The sequence below is a fragment of the Modestobacter sp. VKM Ac-2978 genome (assembly GCF_026968025.1).
In the GTDB taxonomy this organism is placed as follows: domain Bacteria; phylum Actinomycetota; class Actinomycetes; order Mycobacteriales; family Geodermatophilaceae; genus Modestobacter.
The window spans coordinates 358,738-378,296 of sequence record NZ_JAPVBP010000001.1 but is presented as its reverse complement, the minus strand read 5'-3'; the positions used below and the strand labels follow the sequence as shown (position 1 = coordinate 378,296).

Annotated in this window: 15 protein-coding genes and 1 tRNA gene; 6 read left to right on the top strand and 10 right to left on the bottom strand. The window is 72.7% G+C overall.

Annotated elements, in window-relative coordinates; all coding sequences use genetic code 11:
• The first annotated feature begins 86 nt into the window (after window positions 1–86).
• Window positions 87–2,339 carry a transglycosylase domain-containing protein gene (locus O2W53_RS01740; protein WP_269161322.1) on the top strand — a complete coding sequence of 751 codons (2,253 nt, stop codon included), beginning with the start codon at window positions 87–89 and terminating at the stop codon, window positions 2,337–2,339.
• Between the two features lie 128 nt (window positions 2,340–2,467).
• Here O2W53_RS01740 and O2W53_RS01735 read toward each other — a convergent pair whose 3' ends face one another.
• On the bottom strand, window positions 2,468–2,920 hold the full coding sequence (locus tag O2W53_RS01735) for a GatB/YqeY domain-containing protein (RefSeq protein WP_269161321.1): 453 nt from the start codon (window positions 2,918–2,920) through the stop codon (window positions 2,468–2,470).
• A 66-nt stretch (window positions 2,921–2,986) separates the two neighbouring features.
• On the opposite strand from O2W53_RS01735, the gene O2W53_RS01730 reads away from it, so the two are divergent.
• Together O2W53_RS01730 and O2W53_RS01725 are read left to right on the top strand one after the other, a co-directional pair.
• Entirely contained in the window at window positions 2,987–3,892 is a 906-nt protein-coding gene (locus O2W53_RS01730) for a metallophosphoesterase (RefSeq protein ID WP_269161320.1), read from the top strand.
• A gap of 88 nt (window positions 3,893–3,980) precedes the next feature.
• Window positions 3,981–4,057: transfer RNA gene (locus O2W53_RS01725), tRNA-Pro, on the top strand.
• 105 nt (window positions 4,058–4,162) lie between these two features.
• Here the strand turns inward: O2W53_RS01725 and O2W53_RS01720 are convergent.
• Window positions 4,163–5,437, bottom strand: a complete 1,275-nt coding sequence (locus O2W53_RS01720; RefSeq protein ID WP_269161319.1) for an MFS transporter — start codon at window positions 5,435–5,437, stop codon at window positions 4,163–4,165.
• A 168-nt stretch (window positions 5,438–5,605) separates the two neighbouring features.
• On the opposite strand from O2W53_RS01720, the gene O2W53_RS01715 reads away from it, so the two are divergent.
• Complete coding sequence (locus tag O2W53_RS01715) at window positions 5,606–7,411, top strand: S9 family peptidase (RefSeq protein ID WP_269161318.1); 1,806 nt, start codon at window positions 5,606–5,608, stop codon at window positions 7,409–7,411.
• Between the two features lie 234 nt (window positions 7,412–7,645).
• Here O2W53_RS01715 and O2W53_RS01710 read toward each other — a convergent pair whose 3' ends face one another.
• Window positions 7,646–8,698: an aspartate-semialdehyde dehydrogenase gene (locus O2W53_RS01710; RefSeq protein ID WP_269161317.1), complete on the bottom strand. Its 1,053-nt coding sequence runs from the start codon at window positions 8,696–8,698 to the stop codon at window positions 7,646–7,648.
• Window positions 8,695–9,960, bottom strand: coding sequence for an aspartate kinase (locus O2W53_RS01705; RefSeq protein ID WP_269161316.1), 1,266 nt, complete (start codon window positions 9,958–9,960; stop codon window positions 8,695–8,697). Before O2W53_RS01705 ends, O2W53_RS01710 begins: the two co-directional genes overlap by 4 nt.
• Window positions 9,961–10,282: 322 nt before the next feature.
• Between O2W53_RS01705 and O2W53_RS01700 the strand changes: the two genes are divergently transcribed.
• Both O2W53_RS01700 and leuA read left to right on the top strand, forming a co-directional pair.
• Window positions 10,283–11,011, top strand: coding sequence for a helix-turn-helix domain-containing protein (locus O2W53_RS01700; RefSeq protein ID WP_269161315.1), 729 nt, complete (start codon window positions 10,283–10,285; stop codon window positions 11,009–11,011).
• Window positions 11,012–11,167: 156 nt separating this feature from the next.
• Window positions 11,168–12,901, top strand: a complete 1,734-nt coding sequence (gene leuA, locus O2W53_RS01695) for a 2-isopropylmalate synthase (protein WP_269161314.1) — start codon at window positions 11,168–11,170, stop codon at window positions 12,899–12,901.
• A gap of 44 nt (window positions 12,902–12,945) precedes the next feature.
• Here leuA and mnhG read toward each other — a convergent pair whose 3' ends face one another.
• From mnhG to O2W53_RS01665, 6 genes are read right to left on the bottom strand one after another with little or no spacing between them, the layout of a single operon-like run.
• Complete coding sequence (gene mnhG / locus O2W53_RS01690) at window positions 12,946–13,437, bottom strand: monovalent cation/H(+) antiporter subunit G (RefSeq protein ID WP_269161313.1); 492 nt, start codon at window positions 13,435–13,437, stop codon at window positions 12,946–12,948.
• Window positions 13,434–13,775 (bottom strand): monovalent cation/H+ antiporter complex subunit F, encoded by a 342-nt coding sequence (locus O2W53_RS01685; RefSeq protein ID WP_269161312.1) that lies wholly within the window; start codon window positions 13,773–13,775, stop codon window positions 13,434–13,436. Before O2W53_RS01685 ends, mnhG begins: the two co-directional genes overlap by 4 nt.
• Window positions 13,772–14,365 carry a Na+/H+ antiporter subunit E gene (locus tag O2W53_RS01680; protein WP_269161311.1) on the bottom strand — a complete coding sequence of 198 codons (594 nt, stop codon included), beginning with the start codon at window positions 14,363–14,365 and terminating at the stop codon, window positions 13,772–13,774. The genes O2W53_RS01685 and O2W53_RS01680 overlap by 4 nt, the downstream gene beginning before the upstream one ends.
• Window positions 14,362–16,113 carry a Na+/H+ antiporter subunit D gene (locus tag O2W53_RS01675; RefSeq protein WP_269161310.1) on the bottom strand — a complete coding sequence of 584 codons (1,752 nt, stop codon included), beginning with the start codon at window positions 16,111–16,113 and terminating at the stop codon, window positions 14,362–14,364. Before O2W53_RS01675 ends, O2W53_RS01680 begins: the two co-directional genes overlap by 4 nt.
• On the bottom strand, window positions 16,110–16,652 hold the full coding sequence (locus O2W53_RS01670) for a Na(+)/H(+) antiporter subunit C (protein ID WP_269161309.1): 543 nt from the start codon (window positions 16,650–16,652) through the stop codon (window positions 16,110–16,112). Before O2W53_RS01670 ends, O2W53_RS01675 begins: the two co-directional genes overlap by 4 nt.
• Complete coding sequence (locus O2W53_RS01665; protein ID WP_269161308.1) at window positions 16,649–19,537, bottom strand: Na+/H+ antiporter subunit A; 2,889 nt, start codon at window positions 19,535–19,537, stop codon at window positions 16,649–16,651. The genes O2W53_RS01670 and O2W53_RS01665 overlap by 4 nt, the downstream gene beginning before the upstream one ends.
• Between the last annotated feature and the right edge of the window lie 22 nt (window positions 19,538–19,559).

Below are 19,559 nucleotides of genomic sequence, written 5' to 3'. Positions count from 1 at the left end.
GGCTCGCCGACGTCGTCGGGGGCCGCTCCGCGCGTTGCGTCCGAGGCACCCCACGCAGGCCCGATGGGCAGGTACCTTGGCCTGCGATGTCCGACTCTGCGCGTTCTCCGCTCGGTGCCCTGGTCAAGCTGGCCGTCACGATCGTCGTGGCCGGCGCCCTGGTCGCTGCCATGTTGCTGCCCTTGGTCGGGGGGACCGGGCTCGTCGCCCGCAACTCCGCCAGCCTGCTCGACGCCCTCCCGGTCGAGCTCACCGACGAGACGCCGAACGGCAACGCCACCATGGTGGCCGCCGACGGGGCGCCGATCACGCAGTTCTACGACAACAACCGCACGCCGGTGACGCACGACCAGATCTCCGACGTGATGAAGCAGGCGATCGTCGACATCGAGGACTCGCGCTTCTACCAGCACAACGGGCTGGACGTCGAGGGCACGACGCGAGCGCTGGCGAAGAACCTCGCCGCCGGGGAGGTGCTCGAGGGTGGGTCGACGCTGACCCAGCAGCTGGTCAAGCAGACCCTGCTGCAGACCGCGGACAACGCGGAGGAGCGGGCCGCTGCCGAGGAGGAGTCGGTCGGCCGCAAGCTCAAGGAGGCCCGCCTCGCCCTCGCGCTGGAGGAGGAGTACTCCAAGGACGAGATCCTCACCCGCTACCTGAACATCGCCTACTTCGGCCAGGGCGCCTACGGCATCCAGTCGGCAGCGCAGAAGTACTTCAGCGTGAACGCCGTCGACCTGACGCTGCCGCAGGCATCGGTGCTCGCCGGGCTGGTGCAGAGCCCCAAGTTCGACCCGATCGCCTACCCGGCGGAGGCGACGACCCGGCGTGACCAGGTGCTGAACCGGATGCACCAGCTCGAGCACATCTCCGACCAGGAGCTCGCCGAGGTCACCGCCGCGCCGATCCCGCTGGCCCCCGGCGGCAACGCACCCAACGGCTGCATCGACGCCGCGATCGGCGGCTTCTTCTGCGACTACGTCATGAGCTACCTGACCGGCACCCTGGGTCTGAGCCCGGACGACATCAAGAACAACGGCTGGACGATCCAGACCACCCTCCGCCCGGACATGCAGGTCGCCGGCGACCAGGCCGTGCTGAACACCGTGGGCATGGGCGACCCGGTCGTCGGGGTCTACGACGCGATCGAGCCGGGCACCGGGCACGTGCTGGCGATGAGCGTGAACCGGCGGTTCGGCTGCGGTGACCCGGCAGCGGGCTGCGAGTCGGTCAACTTCGCCACCATCCCGACCAAGGGCTCGGGGTCGACGTTCAAGACCTTCGTCGCCGCGGCCGCGCTGGAGCAGGGGCTGCCGGCCAGCCACACGATCACCACCAGCGAGCCCTACACCAGCCGGGTCTACCAGGACTTCGACACCGACACCGGGAAGTACAAGCCCTACTCACTCGGCAACGTGGGCAACAACTACCCGAACACGCTGACCATGACCCAGGCGCTGTACATGTCCTCCAACACCTACTTCCTGGCGCTGGAGGACGCGCTGGGCCGCATCGAGCCGGCCGTCCGGATGGCCGAGCGGCTGGGCATGACCTTCGACTACCCGGTGACCCAGACCCCGGCCGACAAGATCATCGCCGAGAACCGCCCCTCGTTCGCCTTCGGCACCGACGGGGTGAGCCCACTGGACCTGGCCAACGCCTACGCCACGATCGCAGCCGGCGGCGTGAAGTGCGCCCCGCTGCCCGTGCTGGGCATCACCGACCGCAACGGCGAGCCGGTCACCGACGAGGACGGCCAGCCGGTGGTCCCGGGCACCCAGTGCGAGCAGGTCGTCGAGCCCGGTCTCGCGAACACGATGAACCAGATGATGCGCAAGGACGTCGAGCCGGGCAATCGGATGCAGACCGGCGCGAACGCCTACATCCCCGGCCACCAGATCGCCGGCAAGACCGGCACCGTGAACCGGAACGACTCGGTCACCTTCGTCGGGTCCACCCCGGAGTACACCGCCACCGTCATGGTGTTCCGCCCGACCGGCATCGAGAGCGTCGGCGGCTACGGTGGTGGCAAGCCGGCCACGATCTGGCACGACGCGATGCTGCCGATCCTGTCCGGGCAGCCCACCGCGGAGTTCCCGGCGGCCGACCCGAAGTTCGCCGGGCGCGGGGTGGACGCACCACCGACGAGCACCCGGTCGTCTTCCAACGACCGGGACGACCGGGACGACCGGGGAGACCGGCGCCGGAACCAGACGTCGAGCCGCAGCAGCGCCGACACCGTGACCGAGTCGGCGCCGACGACCGAGGCCGCACCGGTGACCGAGCCGGCCGCTCCGGCAGATCCCGCGGCTCCGCAGCCGGAGTCGAACGGCGGCTGATCGACGGCGAAGGGGCCGGGCCTGTGGGCCCGGCCCCTTCGTCGTCCCCGGGCAACGGAGGAGCGCAGCCCCGCTCAGCCGAGCCGGCCCAGCCCTCTCGCTCAGCCGAGCCGGCCCAGCCCCCTCGCTCAGCCGAGCTGTCTACGCACCTCTGCGGCCACCCGGCCGCCGTCGGCCCGACCGGCCACCCGGCCCTGCACGGCGCCCATGACCTTGCCCATGTCCTTCATCCCGGCTGCACCGGTCGTGGTGATCACGTCGGCGACGAGCGCGGTCAGGTCGGCGTCCTCGAGCTGGGCGGGCAGGTAGGTGGCCAGCACGCCTTCCTCGGCCTTCTCCCGCTCGGCCTGGTCGGTGCGGCCGGCACCGGCGAAGGCGTCGGCCGCCTCACGGCGCTTCTTCGCCTCCCGGCGCAGCACCGCCTGCACCTCCTCGTCGCTCAGCTCACGGGCCTCCTTGCCGGAGACCTCCTCGGCGGTCACGGCGGAGAGCACCATGCGCAGCGTCGCGGTGCGCAGCTCGTCGCGGCCCTTCATGGCGGTGGTCAGGTCGGCACGCAGTCGGTCCTTCAGCTCAGGCACGGTGCAGAGCCTGCCACCTCCGCCCGGACCAGGACGACGCAGTTCCCCTCCCCCTAGGCTCAGGGGATGCGCGCGACCACCGCCGTCCCTGCCGCCCTGCTGGCCACCGGCGCCGCCACCGTCGGCTACGCCGGCCTCGTCGAGCGCACCCACTGGACCCTGCGGCGCTTCGACGTCCCGGTGCTGCCACCGGGTTCCCGGCCGCTCACCGTCCTGCAGCTGTCGGACCTGCACATGACCGCCGGCCAGCACAGCAAGCAGGCCTGGGTCGCCGGGCTCGCCGGCCTGCACCCGGACGTCGTCATCACCACCGGGGACAACCTGGCCGGGATGGACGCCGTCCCCGCGACGCTGCGGGCCCTGGAGCCGCTGATGGAGCTCCCCGGCGCCTTCGTGCTGGCGAGCAACGACTACTACGCGCCCCGGCCGAAGAACCCGCTCAAGTACTTCAAGACCGAGCACAAGCGGGTGCACGGTGACGAGCTCCCGTGGCGGGATCTCCGCGACGGCATGACCGGGCGGGGCTGGCTGGACCTCACCAACCACACCGGCACGCTGACCGTGCGCGGCGTCCGGATCGCCCTCGCCGGCGTCGACGACCCACACCTCAAGCTGGACCGGTACGACGACGTCGCCGGCCCGGCCGACCCCACGGCCGACGTGCGGATCGGGCTGGTGCACTCCCCCGAGCCGCGGGTGCTCGACCGGTTCACCGCCGACGGGTACGACCTGCTGCTGTGCGGGCACACGCACGGCGGGCAGCTGCGGGTGCCCTTCTACGGCGCCCTGGTCACCAACTGCGGCATCGACCGCGAGCACGTGCGCTGGCTCCACCAGTGGGCAGAGCCCTCCGACGCCGTCCCGAACGGCACCTGGCTGCACGTCTCGGCCGGGCTGGGCACCAGTCCGTACGCGCCCCTGCGGTTCGCCTGCCCCCCGGAGGCGACGCTGCTGACCCTCACCGCACGGTAGGAGGGCCCTCGCCTACCCCCGCTGTGGAACAGGGCCACAGGGGGTCGCAGCGCCGACGAGTGCGTCGGTTACAGTTGTCGACGCACCACGGGGTGTGGCGCAGCTTGGTAGCGCGCGTCGTTCGGGACGACGAGGCCGCAGGTTCAAATCCTGTCACCCCGACCAGCCACTCAGGGACCGCCGATCCGGCGGTCCCTGAGTGCGTTCGGGCCCCAGTGTCGGCGCCGGCGGGAGACACCCCCACCGACGCCGACCCTCGCGCCGGGCCGGTCAGCGGCGCGGCGGGACCACCATCCGGCGGACGTCGACCAGGGCCAGTGCGGCCAGCCCGACGATCGGCAGCAGGGTGACCTGCACCAGGCCGGCCCCGGACCAGTCGAAGGCGGCGACGAGCCGGGCGAACAGCAGGCCGGAGAACGCCGCCGCCACGTAGTACGTGAACATGAACAGCCCGGCGCCCCGGCCAACGTGCTCCGGGCGCACCGCACGCTGCATGCCCGTCGTGCAGTTGGTGAAGAGCACGCCGCTGGCGAAGGCGCCCATCAGGAACGCCAGCACGTACTGCGCGGACGCACCCTCGGCGAAGCGGTAGACCGCCAGACCGGTGAGCGAGGAGCCCACGAAGCCGATGGCGAGCAGCATCCGCTGGTCGTAGCGGTCGGCCAGCCAGCCGACCGGCAGCGCCATCATGGCGCCGAAGCCGACCAGCGAGGCCGCCCAGGCCGCCTGCGCGGGGGCCAGCCCCAGCTCCTCCCGCAGGAAGGTCGGGTAGAGGCCGAGGAAGCCGTAGAAGACCAGGCCGGAGATCGCCGAGGCGAGCCCCATGCCCAGGGTGCCGCGGTTGTACGGGCTCGCCGGCACGTGCGTGTAGTCGGCGGTGTCAGCAGTCCCGGCCCGTCCGGCCAGCGCCTCGCTCATCGCCTTTGGCACGGTGAACAGCAGGACGACCGCCATGACCAGGCCGGCGACGCCGAAGACGACGAACGGCGCCCGCCAGCTGTCCACGGCGAGGGCGAGCTGCTGGCCGAGGATCGGTCCGAGGAACACGCCCAGGCCGAAGGCGACGCCGATGAACCCGGCGGCGACGGCCCGCCGGTGGAAGAAGTAAGCGCCCACGATGGCGTAGATGGCAGTGGCCTGCACGCCCTCCCCCACGCCGGAGATCAGCCGGTAGACAGCCATGTCGCCGAAGCCGGTGGCCAGCGGGATGGCGAGCGTGCCGAGGGAGTAGACGACCACGCTGACGACGACGATCAGCTTCCGCGACAGCCGATCCAGCAGGTAGCCCGCCGGGACGCCGGTGAGAGCGATGCCCAGCGTGAAGCCCGTGGCCAGGAGGCCGGTCTGGTCGAGGGAGAACCCGTACTCCTCACGGATCTGCGGCAGCAGCGGGTAGAAGACCTGCCGGTCCATCGCGTTGAGCATGTAGGAGAGGCAGAGGGCCGCGAAGCCGACCGCCACCGCCACGGTCGTCGCGGGGCCGCCCGTCCTGGCGGCCGCCGGCGCACCGGCATCGGGCACCGGCGGGAGGGTCGAGTGGGACATGAGCGCTCCTGGGTCGTCGACGATGACGCGTCCGTTGTGCGGACGAGCGTCCGCTGTGCGGTAGCGTGAGGCTCGTCACGCCGTCCGTCAAGCCCGGCGCGGGTGGCCGCCGCGCGGGCCCGGGACGCGCCGGAGAGAGCCGGACACCGACAGGAGGAAGATGACCCGGTGACCGCCGAGCCTCCGCAGAGCCCACCCGCACCCGCCCTCCCCGAGGAGGTCACCGCGCGCTGGCAGGCCCGCTTCCGTGCCCCGCGGGTCAGCCTGCCCGACTGGGCCGAGGACGCGCCGCAGCGCAGCCTGTACGCCTCCGACGTCAGTGGTGTCGTCGAGCAGTACGCCTGGGACCGCGACACGGACACCCACCGACAGATCACCGACCGGGCCAACGGCACCCTGGCCGCGACGCTGACCCCCGACGGCGAGACGATCTGGTGGTTCGCCGACACCGACGGCGACGAGTTCGGCATCTGGATGACCCAGCCCTTCACCGGCGGACCGGACGTCGTCGCCCTGCCGGAGGTGGGCTCGGCCTACCCCGCCGGCCTGGAACTCGGGCACACGGTCACCGCGGTGGGTCGCTCCACCGACGACGGCAGCGAGCTGTGGATCGCCCCCGCCGGCGGCACGCCGTCGGTGTTCTACTCCTCGCCGGACACCGCAGGGGTGGACGCGCTCTCCCGTGACGACTCGCTGCTGGTCTTCTCGCACTCCGAGCACGGCGACCCGCGGTACCCGGCGCTGCGCGTGCTGCGCACCGCCGACCTCTCCCTCGTCGCCGACAAGTGGGACGGCGAGGGCCGCGGCCTGCACGCGCTGAGCTTCTCCCCCTCCTCCGGCGACCAGCGGCTGCTGGTGGGCCACGAGCGCCGTGGCCGCGAGGAGCTGCTGATCTGGGACGTCGCCGCCGGCACCGAGACCGAGCTGGTGCTCGACCTGCCCGGTGACGTCACCGCCGGCTGGTACCCGGACGGCTCCGCCCTGCTGGTCGGGCACGACCACGCCGCACGCAGCGAGCTGTACCGCTATGACCTGGCCTCCGGGTCGCTGGAGCAGCTGGACACCCCCCGTGGCGTGGTCCGGGGCGCGACCGCCCGCCCGGACGGCACCGTGGAGCTGGCCTGGTCGTCGGCCGAGCTGCCGCCGGTCATCCGCCGGGCCGACGGCCCCGTCGTGCTCGCCGCGCCGGGTGAGGCACCGCCGGCCGCCTACCCCGTGAAGGACCGCTGGGTGCCCGGCCCGGGCGGCGACGTGCACGCGCTGCTGGTCCGGCCCGCCGGCGAGGGACCGTTCGCCACCGCCTTCCTGGTGCACGGCGGCCCCGAGTCGCAGGACGACGACTCCTACCGCGCGCGCCGGGCGGCCTACGTCGACGCCGGGTACGCCGTCGTGCACGTCAACTACCGGGGCTCGACCGGCTACGGCAGCGAGTGGCGCGACGCGCTCACCGGGCGACCGGGGCTGACGGAGCTGGAGGACGTCGGCGCCGTCTACGACGCCCTGGTCGCCGAGGGCGTGGTCGACCCGACCAGGACGATCCTCTCGGGCGGCTCGTGGGGCGGCTTCCTCACCCTGCTGGGCCTGGGCACCCAGCCCGAGCGCTGGTCGGCCGGGATCGCCGAGGTGCCGGTCGCTGACTACCTGGCTGCCTACGAGGACGAGATGGAGGGCCTGCGCGCCTACGACCGCGCGCTGTTCGGCGGTTCACCGGAGGAGGTGCGCGACGTGTACGTGCGCTCCTCGCCGATCACCTACGTCGACGCGGTGGCCGCCCCGGTGCTCGTGGTCGCCGGCGCCAACGACCCGCGCTGCCCCATCCGCCAGATCGACAACTACCTGGCTGCACTGACCGAGCGCGGCAAGGACCACGAGGTCTACCGCTTCGACGCCGGCCACGGCTCCCTGGTGATCGAGGAGACCATCCGCCAGGTCGAGGTCGCCCTCAGCTTCGCCCTCCGCCACGTGAAGCCGTAGGAGCAGAGCGCTCAGCGCAAGGCCCGGGTCACCAACGCGGGTACGAGTACGGACCGCGGCACCGCAGCGAAGCTGCTGGTGCTCGCCCGGCGCGGGGCCGGAGGCTCCCGCCGGGCGAGCACCGCGTGCCGCAGCCGTCCTCGGTCGCGGCGGCCGGAGGCTGCCCGACGGAGGACGGCGAAACGGCTCAGCGCAGCCCGGGCACGGCTCCTGGCCGCGGTGTGACCCGGAGGGTCACCGTGAAGCAGCAATGAGCTCCGCGATCTGCACGGTGTTGAGCGCCGCGCCCTTGCGCAGGTTGTCGTTGCTGATGAACAGCGCCAGCCCGCGGCCGTCGTCGACGCCGGGGTCCTGCCGGATCCGGCCCACGTAGCTCGGGTCGTTGCCCGCCGCCTGCAGCGGGGTCGGGACGTCGACCAGCTGGACGCCCGGCGCACCCGACAGCAGCTCGGTCGCCCGGGCCACCGACAGCGGCTGGGCGAACTCGACGTTCAGTGACAGCGAGTGCCCGGTGAAGACCGGCACCCGGACGCACGTGCCGGACACCCGCAGGTCGGGGATGCCGAGGATCTTGCGGCTCTCGTTGCGGAGCTTCTGCTCCTCGTCGGTCTCGAAGCTGCCGTCGTCGACGATCGACCCGGCCAGCGGCAGCACGTTGAACGCGATCGGCGCCACGTACTTCACCGGCTCGGGGAAGGTGACCGCGGAGCCGTCGTGAGCGAGGGCGTCGGCCTTGTCCACGACCGCCTTCGCCTGCCCGTGCAGCTCCTCGACGCCGGCGACGCCGCTGCCGGAGACCGCCTGGTAGGTGCTCGCGATCAGCCGGACCAGGCCGGCCTCGTCGTGCAGCGGGCGCAGCACCGGCATCGCGGCCATGGTGGTGCAGTTCGGGTTGGCGATGATCCCCTTGCGGATCTCGTTCAGCGCGTGCGGGTTGACCTCGCTGACGATGAGCGGGACGTCCGGGTCCCGCCGCCAGGCGGAGCTGTTGTCGATCACGGTGACCCCGGCGGCGGCGTACCGCGGCGCCTGCTCCCGCGAGGTGGTGGCGCCGGCGGAGAAGATCGCGATGTCCAGGCCGGTCGGGTCGGCGGTCGCGGCGTCCTCGACGGTGATCTCGCCGTCGCCCCAGGGCAGCGTGCTGCCGGCCGACCGGGCCGAGGCGAAGAACCGCAGTTCGCTGAGCGGGAAGCGGCGTGCGGCCAGGAGCTCGCGCATCACGCCGCCCACCTGGCCGGTGGCGCCGACGATGCCGACCCGCAGGCCGTCGGTGGAGAAGGTGCTCATCGTCCGGTCCCTCCGTAGACCACTGCCTCGGCCGCGTCGGAGCCGAGGTCGAAGGCGTCGTGCACCGCGCGGACGGCGAGGTCGACGTCGGCGTCCCGGCAGACCACCGAGATCCGGATCTCGGAGGTGCTGATCAGCTCGAGGTTCACCCCGGCGTCGGCGAGCGCGCCGAAGAACTTGGCCGAGACGCCCGGGTGCGAGCGCATGCCCGCGCCCACCAGGGACACCTTGCCGATGTGCTGGTCGAAGCTGATGTCGGTGTAGCCGACCGTGTGCTTGACCCGCTCGAGGGCGGCGATGGCGGTGGGGCCGTCGCTGACCGGCAGGGTGAAGGAGATGTCGGTCAGCTTCGCCTCGCTGGAGACGTTCTGCACGATCATGTCGATGTTGACCTCGGCGTCGGCCAGCACGCGGAAGATCTGCGCTGCCTCGCCCGGGCGGTCGGGCACCCCGGAGACGGTGATCTTGCCCTCGCTCCGGTCGTGCGCGACGCCGGTGATGATCGCCTGTTCCACGGTGAGGTCCTCCATCGAGCCGGCCACGATCGTGCCGGGGAGCTGTGAGTAGGAGCTGCGGACGTGCACCGGGATGCCGTACCGGCGGGCGTACTCGACGCAGCGGAGCATGAGCACCTTCGCCCCGGAGGCGGCCAGCTCGAGCATCTCCTCGTAGGTGATGGTCTCCAGCCGCTTGGCGTTCGGCACGATCCGCGGGTCGGCGGTGAAGACGCCGTCGACGTCGGTGTAGATCTCGCAGACGTCGGCGCGCAGCGCGGCGGCGACGGCCACGGCGGTGGTGTCCGAGCCGCCGCGACCGAGGGTGGTGACGTCCTTGGTGTCCTGGCTGACGCCCTGGAAGCCGGCGACGATGACGATCGACCCGTCGTCCAGCGCGTCCCGCAGCCGGCCCGGCGTGACGTCGATGATCCGCGCCTTGCCGTGGCTGGAGGTGGTGATCACCCCGGCCTGCGAGCCGGTGAACGACCGCGCCTCGTACCCGTGGGTCGAGATCGCGATGGCCAGCAGCGCCATGGAGATGCGCTCACCGGCGGTCAGCAGCATGTCCAGCTCGCGACCCGGTGGGTTCGCGGTGATCTGGCTCGCCTGGTCGAGCAGCTCGTCGGTCGTGTCGCCCATGGCGGAGACGACGACGACCACGTCGTCGCCGTTCTTCTTCGCCTCGACGATGCGCTCGGCCACACGCTTGACGCGCTCGGCATTCGCGACGGAGGAACCGCCGTACTTCTGTACCACCAAGGCCACGGGGCCAGGCTACCGGCGCGGCGCGGCCGGCCCGACGTCCGCACGGCGCGCCGCCTCCCTCTCGCCCACCGCGCCCGCAAGCTCTGCGCAGACTGCGGCCGCTCACCGGAAGACGGGGCTCCTCCGCACGGTCGCGCCGCAGGTCCTCCGCGAGCCGCTCCCCCCGTGCGACAGGAGCCCGGGCGAGTTGTGCTCTGGCGCAGCAGTGCAGCCAGAGCACAACTGCCCGCGACGTGCCTCCCCCCGCCCACACGGTGGGCGCCGTCCACAGCTCGCGCCCGGGGTGGCGTCACCGGGCGGTTGAGCCGACACGCTCGGCAGCGTGTCCGCGCCCCAGCCCGGGTCCGAGTCCGAGTCCGAGTCCGAGCCCGAGCCCCAGCCCGTGGCCGAGACCGTGCCGGTGGCTCCGGGGGTCGACGTGGCGGGGACGCTGCGGCGGCTGCGCCGGCTGGCTGACATGTCGCAGCGTGAGCTGGCCGAGGCGAGCGACGTCTCCCGGGGCCGCCTGGGGCGCGCGGAGACCGGACGTGGCGATCTGCGCGTGGGCGAGTTCGCCCGCCTCGTGTCACTGGCCGGGCTGCGCCTGGTCCTGCTGGACGCCCAGGGGCAGGAGGTCGCACCGATGTCCGCTTCCGCCGTCCGGGACCGGGCCGGACGGCGCTTCCCCGCGCACCTGGACACCCGGCACGGGGACGAGGACTGGTGGTCCGGCCCGCACCGGCACACCCGCACCCAGCCGGAGGTCACCTTCGACCGGGACCGCCGCAGCCGGGACTCCTGGCGCCGGCAGCTGGGCACCCCGGACGACCACCACGTGCCCCGCCCCGGCGACTCCCTGGCGGAGCGGGCCGCCGCGCGGGGGTGGGCGGCACTCCTCCGCCAGCGGGAACAGCGGGAGGCCGCCTGGCGAGCGTGGCTCGCGGCCGGCGGTCTCGGCGGCCCCGACTGGGGCACCGGCTGCACCTGCCCGCCCGGCTGCGAGTACGCCGAGGGGTCCAACGCCGACCTCGGGCACGCACCAGCCTGCGCCTGCGGCTGCGACGTCGGCTGACCCGCTGCTACGGTTGCCCCGTGCGCGGCAGCCTCCTTCTTATCAGCCGCGGCGAGGCCCTCTCCTAGGTCGGCTCCCTCGCCGCGGTGATCGCGCGTCCCCGGGCGCCAGCTGACCGCATCCCGGAGCTGTCCGCAGCCCGCCAGAGGAGCCCCCGTGAACGAGAACCACCCGCACGCCCGCAACCCCCAGCGCCCCTCGCCGATGCCGATCGGCAAGTACGCGCCCTTCGCCCCCGTTCCGCTGCCCGACCGCACGTGGCCGGAGACGACCACGACGGCCGCCCCCCGCTGGTGCGCGGTCGACCTGCGGGACGGCAACCAGGCGCTGATCGACCCGATGACCCCCGAGCGCAAGCGGCGGATGTTCGAGCTGCTGGTGCGGATGGGCTACAAGGAGATCGAGGTCGGCTTCCCGGCGGCCAGCCAGACCGACTTCGACTTCATCCGTGAGCTGGTCGAGGAGGACCTGGTCCCCGACGACGTCACCGTCCAGGTGCTCACCCAGGCCCGGGACGAGCTGATCGAGCGGACCTTCGAGTCCCTGCGCGGCGCCAAGCAGGCGATCGTGCACCTCTACAACTCGACCTCCACGCTGCAGCGCCGGGTCGTGTTCGGCCAGGACCGCGCGGGCATCACCGACATCGCCGTCCACGGCGCGCAGCTGGTGCGCAAGCTGGCCGAGCAGGCCGGGGACACCGAGATCCGGTTCCAGTACTCCCCCGAGTCGTTCACCGGCACCGAGCTCGACTTCGCCGTCGAGGTCTGCAACGCCGTCACCGACGTCTGGGAGCCGACCCCCGACCGGCCGACCATCCTGAACCTGCCGGCGACCGTGGAGATGGCCGAGCCCACCGTCTACGCCGACCAGATCGAGTGGATGCACCGCAACCTGGGCCGCCGCGACTCCGTCGTGCTGAGCCTGCACCCGCACAACGACCGGGGCACCGCAGTGGCCGCCGCCGAGCTGGGCCACCGCGCCGGCGCGGACCGGATCGAGGGCTGCCTGTTCGGCAACGGCGAGCGCACCGGGAACGTCGACCTGGTGACCCTGGGCCTGAACCTGTTCAGCCAGGGCATCGACCCGCAGATCGACTTCTCCGACATCGACGAGATCCGGCGCACCGTCGAGTTCTGCAACCAGCTGGGCGTGCACGAGCGGCACCCCTACGGCGGCGACCTGGTCTACACCGCGTTCTCCGGGTCGCACCAGGACGCGATCAACAAGGGGTTCGCCGTCATGAAGGCCGACGCCGAGGCGGCCGGGACGAGCGTCGACGAGATCCCGTGGGCGGTCCCCTACCTGCCGATCGACCCCAAGGACGTCGGCCGCAGCTACGAGGCCGTGATCCGGGTGAACAGCCAGTCCGGCAAGGGCGGCGTCGCCTACATCATGAAGACCGAGAACCAGCTGGACCTGCCGCGCCGGCTGCAGATCGAGTTCAGCGCCGTCGTCCAGCGGCACACCGAGGACGAGGGCGGCGAGGTGACCGCCGAGCAGATGTGGACCGCCTTCTCCAGCGAGTACCTGCCCGACGCCGACGCCCCCTGGGGCCGGTTCGCCCTCAGCGGGCACGAGCACACCGCCTCCGGCGCCGGCCCCGACGAGCTCACCGCCCAGCTCGTCGACTCCGGCGTGCCCACCACGGTCCAGGGCCGCGGCAACGGCCCGATCGCCGCGTTCGTCGACGCGCTGGCCAGCATGGACGTCGACGTCCGGGTGCTCGACTACGCCGAGCACGCGCTCTCCTCCGGCGGCGACGCGCGGGCGGCCGCCTACGTCGAGTGCGCCGTCGGCGAGCGGGTGCTGTGGGGCGTCGGGATCGACGCCAACATCGTCACCGCGTCACTGCGGGCGGTCGTCTCCGCGGTGAACCGGGCCCAGCGGTAGGACCGTCGCCGTCCGGGTGTGGCAGGACGCCGCACCCGGACGGCTCAGCCGCGCGGTCCTCGGGCCGGCTCGTCCGCAGCCTGGTCGCCGGCTCCGTCGTCCTCGTCGACCTGCGGTTCCGTCTCGTCGCCGATCGGTGCGTCCGCCGGCTGGTCGCCGCGTCGGCCCTCCTCGCCCGCGGTCACCTCCGCGCCGCGGGCGGCGACGCCCAGCTCGTCGACGAACAGGCTCTCCCGCCCGACGTGCCCACGCCGGTAGGCGATCCGGCTGACCATGTGCGCGTTGACCGGCGCGGTGATCAGCTGGAACACCGCGACCAGCAGCAGCATCCAGGTGGCCGACCAGCCGGAGAGCCGGATCGCGCCGCCGACCATGATCAGCAGCACCCCCATGACCTGGGGCTTGGTGCCGGCGTGCATCCGGGACAGGACGTCGGGGAAGCGCAACAGCCCGACACCGGCGGTGAGACAGAGGAACGCCCCCGTCAGCAGGCAGGCCAGGGCGATCCAGTCGGCCACCGACTCGATGTCGTTCACGATCTCTCCGTCCCCTCGGGGCCCTGGACTTGCTCGGCCGCCGGTGAGACCCCCAGGTCCTCGACGTCCGCGCCGGTGCGCAGCAGCATGCCGCCGACGTAGCGGGCGACGGAGATGGCACCGACGAAGACCAGCAGGGCGACGACCACCAGCACCGGGACGACGGTGGGGTCCCGGTTCACGGTCGCGTGCACGGCGAGGCCGGCCGTGACGATGACCAGGATGGTGTCCGTGGCCACCACCCGGTCCAGCAGGGAGGGCCCCAGCGCCAGTCGGACCATCGCCAGCACCGCGCCCAGCCCGAGCATCCCGTAGATCAGGACCACCACCGGGGTCATCGGGTGGGCTCCGCGGTGGCAGGGGCAGCGGGGTCCCCGCGGGGTGGTTCCTGGTCCAGCCGGGCGATGTCCTCCGCGGACCCGAAGGCGTGCACCACCCGCCGCTCGGTCGCCAGCACGTCCGCGCGCTGGCGTTCGACGTCGGCCTCGTCGCCGACGTCCAGCACGTGCACTCCCAGGGTCATCCGCCGTCGGTCCAGGTCCATCACCATCGAGCCGGGCACCAGCGTGAGGGTCTGGGCGATGATGCTGAGCAGCAGGTCCGAGTCGGTGCGCAGCTGCACCAGGAGCACGGCGCTCTGCCGGATCCCGCTGGGCCGCAGCGTCTGCCAGGCGACCTGCGCACTGGAGACGATGAGGTTCACCAGGAAGTACCCGAGGAAGTACAGCGCCGCCACCGGGTGGAGCCGGCCGCCACCGGTGACCGCGGGCAGCGGGAGGACCACGGTCACCGTCAGGGCGACCAGCAGCCCGGTGATGAGGTTCGCCCAGGACCAGGTGCCCCACAGCAGGTTCCAGATCAGCACCAGCCAGACGATCAGCGGCAGCCGGAGCCGCAACCGGCGGACGGGCGAGTCGACGACGGTCACCGGCCCACCTCCGCGCCGTAGACGGCCTCGATGTAGGGCGTCCGCTCCCGCAGGTCACCGGCGGACCGTGTGGTCATCCCGTACAACGGCCCGGCGATCACCGTGAGGCCGACGGTCAGCAGCACCATCGTGGTGGTGGCCGCCATCATCACCGCCGGCAACGGACGCGTCGACGGCCGGGAGCCGTCCGCACCGCCACTCGGCTGTCCCTCGCCCCCGGCCGGCGCCGCCGTCGCCACCGCGACGTGCCGCTGCCAGGCTCCCCGGCGTCCGGTCCGGCGGGCCGTGATGGTCGAGGTCGCCCCGCCGGCCAGCCCCTCGGGCAGGGGTTCCTCAGCCGGCTCGTCGCCCCCTGCCGGGTCGTCGTCGCCGTCGTCCGGTCCGGCGTCGTGCGCCGCGGCGGCTGCCGTGTCGGCGGACGCAGCCTGGGTCGGCGGCCGCCAGAACGACCGGGTCCAGACCCGCGACATGGCCAGCAGGGTGAGCAGGCTGGTCACCACCGCGCCGCCCACCAGCACGTACACCTGCCAGCCACCGACGGCGATCCCGGCGTCCAGCAGGCCCACCTTGCCGATGAAGCCGGAGAACGGCGGGATGCCGGCCAGGTTCATCGCCGGCACGAAGAAGAGCACCGCCAGCACGGGCGACGCGGTGGCGAGCCCGCCGAGGCGCGCCGTCGACGTCGAGCCACCCCGCCGCTCGATGAGCCCGGCGACCAGGAAGAGGGTCGTCTGGATGGCGATGTGGTGGACGACGTAGAAGATCGCGCCGGCGAGGCCGGCCGTGGTCGCCAGCGCGATCCCGAAGACCATGTAGCCGATGTGGCTGACCAGGGTGAAGGACAGGATGCGCCGGATGTCGCTCTGGGCGACCGCGCCGAGGATGCCGACCAGCATGGTGGCCAGGGCGGCCCACATGAGCACGTCGTCGAGCGCACCGCCGGGGAACAGCAGCGTCTGGGTGCGGATGATCGCGTAGACGCCGACCTTGGTGAGCAGACCGGCGAACACGGCGGTCACCGGGGCCGGGGCGGTCGGGTAGCTGTCGGGCAACCACGCCGACAGCGGGAACACCGCCGCCTTGATGCCGAAGGCGATCAGCAGCATCGCCTGCAGCATCAGCTGGGTCCCGTCGGGCAGCTCCGGGAGCCGGATGGCCAGCTGGGCCAGGTTGACCGTGCCGGTCGCCGCGTAGACCAGGGCGATCGAGGCGAGGAAGAGCAAGGAGCTGAGCAGGCTCACCACGACGTAGGTGATGCCGGCCCGGATCCGCGGCGCCGAGCCGCCCAGGGTGAGGAGCACGTAGCTGGAGGTCAGCAGGACCTCGAAACCGACGTAGAGGTTGAACAGGTCCCCGGCCAGGAAGGCGTAGCTCACACCGGCCATCAGGACCAGGAACGTCGGGTGGAAGATCGACAGCGGCGTCTCCTCGTCGCCGTCGGCCGTGCCCTGGCCCACGGCGAACACGAGGACGCCCAGCCCCACCGTGCTGGCCACCACCAGCATCAGCGCGGAGAGCCGGTCGACCACGAGCATGATCGCCACCGGGACCGGCCAGTCGCCCACGGCGACCGCAGCCGCCCCCTCGGCGTCGGCGATGAGCAGCAGGGCGACCGACACCCCGACCACCCCGGCCAGCACCGCCATGCTGAGCGTCCGCTGCACCCGCGGGTGGCGACCGACCAGCAGTGCTGCGGCGGCCCCGAGCAACGGCAGCAGCACCGGCAACGGCGCGAGGGCGCCGATCACTGCTCGCCCCGCCGGGTCGGTGGGAGCGTGACGTCGTCGGAGGCGAACTCGCCGTAGCGGTGCGCCAGCTGCTCCTCGACGTCGACGTCGGAGTGCAGGGCGTTGCCCTTCCCGGCCGGACGGTCCTGCGGAGCGAGCCGACCGGGGTCGATGTCGTCGGGGTCCACGTCGTCGGCGTCCGTGCTCTGCCGGGCAGCGACCCGCCGGTCCTCCTCGTCGATCTCGATGACCTCCTGCCGGACCAGCCGCCAGGACCGGTGCACCATCGCCAGCAGGAACGCGGTGACGCCGAAGGTGATCACGATCGCGGTGAGCACCAGGGCCTGCGGCAGCGGATCGCTCATCTCCTCGGCCTCGGCGTAGCCGAAGATCGGCGACAGCCCGGCCGGGCCGCTGGCGGACAGCAACAGCAGGTTCGTCGCGTTGCCGAGCAGGATGAAGCCCAGGATCACCCGGGTGAGGCTGCGGTCCAGCAGCAGGTAGACGCCTGCCGCGTAGAGGCCACCGATCACGATCGGGAGCACGATGGTGGGGGTCATCGGGCGATCACCTCCTCAGGAGCGGTCTCGATCGGGTCCTGCTCGTCCTCCTGCCGGTCCTGCTCGGCGCCCAGGCTGCGCAGCACGTCCAGGACCAGGCCGACGACGATGAGGTAGACGCCGATGTCGAAGAACAGCGCGGTGGGCAGGCTCACGTGGCCGAGCACCGCCACGTCGGTCTCCAGGTAGGCGGACTCCAGCACCGCGTCACCCAGCAGCAGGCCGGCCAGCCCGGTGCCGCCGGCCACCAGCAGACCGCCGCCGAGCAGCAGGCCCGGCGACACCCGGGCCGCCTCGCCGAGCTCGTAGCGCCCACCGGCCAGGTAGCGGAGCACCAGGGCCAGCCCGGCCACCAGCCCTCCGGCGAACCCACCGCCGGGCTGGTTGTGCCCGGAGAACAGCAGGAAGAGCGAGAACACCACGATCGGGTGGAACAGGAAACGGGTGGCCACCTCGAGCACCACCGAACGCCGCTGGGGCGCGAGGGTGGAGGACGCCGCGAGCCACCGGCTCTTCGGCGCCCGCCGGGCCGCGGTCGGGTCGTCGCCGGCCGTGTGCTCGTCCCCCGGCCGGTCGACCGAGCCGGTCCGGCTGCGGAGGAAGACCAGGCTGGCCACGCCGGTGGCCGCCACGACCAGCACCGAGAGCTCGCCGAGGGTGTCCCAGGCGCGGATGTCGACCAGGATGACGTTGACGACGTTCTGCCCGTGTCCCTCCTCCAGCGCGAGCTCCGGGATGTCGGTGGAGGCCGGGGTTGCCGTGCGCGCGCTCAGCGCCGCGGCGCCGACACCGGCCATCAGCACACCGACACAGACCGCCAGCAGGGCCCGGCCGGTGCGCTCGGCGGGGCGGTGTCGCTCGCTGATGTCCTCGGGGAGCCGGCGGAGCACGAGCACGAAGACCACCAGGCTCAGCGTCTCGACCAGGAACTGGGTCAGCGCCAGGTCCGGGGCACCGTGCAGGACGAAGAGCAGGGCCAGGCCGTAGCCGGTCACGCCCACCACCAGCACCGCGGACAGCCGCTGCCGGATCGGCACCGCGACGGCTGCGGCGATCACCACCACCGCACCGACCAGCGCCTGCAGGGGCGTGTCCCAGGCGCGCCACTCCTGCGGCCAGGGCGCCTGGAAGAGCAGGATCGAGCCCGGCAGCGCCAGGACGACGACGAGGATGGTGCCCAGGTAGGCCGGCAGCGACCCGCGCTGCGTCGTGCCGGTCACCAGGACGGCGATCTTGTCCAGGGCCTGCAGGACGTTCCAGTAGCCCTCGTCGGCGGAGGCGCCCACGGCCAACCGGCGCTGCAGCCGGTGGAACGGTGACCGGAGGGCGAACAGCGCGGCGCCACCGAGCAGGGTGACCGCCGACAGTGCGAGGGCCGGCTGCAGGCCGTGCCACAGCGCGAGGTGCTCGGCCTCCGGGGCGATCAACGGCAGCGTCTCGGCGTACACGACCACCAGGTGGTCCAGCAGCGGGCTGGCCGGACCGGCGACGAGGCCGGCGAGCGCGAGCACGGCCGGCGCGGCGAGGAACAGCGGCCCGGGGTGGTGCTCCAGCTCCTCCGGGGCGGAGTCCGGCAGACCCGGCTTCCGGGCAAACGCGCCCCACAGGTACCGGGCGCAGTAGGCGGCGGTGAACACCGACCCCAGCACCAGACCGACCAGGACGACGACGGCGGTGAGCCGGTCGGGCAGTCCGCCGTCCCACAGCGCGGTGAACGCCGCCTCCTTGCCCACGAACCCGAGGAACGGGGGCAGCCCGACCAGGCTGGCGGCGGCCAGCGTGCTGATGACGGCGAGGACGGGCAGGCGCCGGCCGAGGCCGGACAGCAACCGCAGGTCACGCACCCCGGTGGCGTGGTCGATGACCCCGACGGAGAGGAACAGCGTCGACTTGCTGAGCGCGTGCGCGATGGTCATCGCCAGCCCGGCTGCGGCCAGCTCCTGGCTGCCGGCGCCGACCATGGTGATCAGGAAGCCCAGCTGGCTGACCGTGCTGAAGGCCAGCAGGAGCTTGAGGTCGTTCTGACGCAGCGAGCGCCAGCCGCCGATCAGCATGGTGGCCACACCGAGCCCCAGCACCACCGGCCGCCAGCCGGGGACGTCGGCGAAGCCGGGAGCCAGCCGGGCGACCAGGTAGATGCCGGCCTTCACCATCGCCGCGGCGTGCAAGTAGGCGCTGACCGGGGTCGGGGCCTCCATCGCAGCCGGGAGCCAGAAGTGGAAGGGCACCATCGCGGACTTGGTCACCGCACCGGCCAGCACGAGCATCGTGCCGGCCACCAGCACCGGGCCGCTGCCCGGGTCGGCGACGATCTCCGACAGCAGCCGGCTGCCGCTGGCCGCGGAGATCATCAGCAGCCCGACGAGCATCGCCAGGCCGCCCGCGGTGGTGAGCAGCAGCGCCTGGCTGGCCGCCCGCCGTCCGGCCAGCTTGGCCCCCGAGCCGCCGATCAGCAGGAACGAGAAGACGGTGGTGAGCTCCCAGAAGACGTAGAGCACCAGCACGTCGTCGGCCAGCACCAGCCCGAGCATCGACCCGGCGAAGGCGGTCATGACGGCCGCGAACCGACCGACCCCCTCGTCGTTGGGTTCGAAGTAGCGCGCGCAGTACACCAGCACCAGCGCACCGACCCCGGTGACCAGCGCAGCGAAGGTCAGCGCCAGCGCGTCCAGCCGCAGGGCGATCTGCAGGTCCAGCGCCGGGATCCAGGAGAGCGTCTCGCGGACCTCTCCCCCACCGACGACGGTGCCCAGCCGGGTCATCGCCCACCCGAAGGCGGTCGCCGGCACCAGGGCGAGTGCGAGGAAGGCCTGCCTGCCCCACCAGCGGACCAGCAGCGGAGCTGCGATCCCGGCGACGAGGTGGAGCAGGAGCAGCAGGCCCAACGGGTCCCTTCCGGTCGCTTCT

Bases quoted from the DNA above. Each gene is read 5' to 3' on its own strand.
- O2W53_RS01740 (WP_269161322.1), top strand. From the start codon at position 87: ATGTCCGACTCTGCGCGTTCTCCGCTCGGTGCCCTGGTCAAGCTGGCC.
- O2W53_RS01730 (WP_269161320.1), top strand. From the start codon at position 2,987: ATGCGCGCGACCACCGCCGTCCCTGCCGCCCTGCTGGCCACCGGCGCC.
- O2W53_RS01720 (WP_269161319.1), bottom strand. From the start codon at position 5,437: ATGTCCCACTCGACCCTCCCGCCGGTGCCCGATGCCGGTGCGCCGGCG.
- O2W53_RS01710 (WP_269161317.1), bottom strand. From the start codon at position 8,698: ATGAGCACCTTCTCCACCGACGGCCTGCGGGTCGGCATCGTCGGCGCC.
- O2W53_RS01685 (WP_269161312.1), bottom strand. From the start codon at position 13,775: ATGACCCCGGTGGTGGTCCTGATCTACGGGATGCTCGGGCTGGGCGCG.
- O2W53_RS01670 (WP_269161309.1), bottom strand. From the start codon at position 16,652: ATGACCCCCACCATCGTGCTCCCGATCGTGATCGGTGGCCTCTACGCG.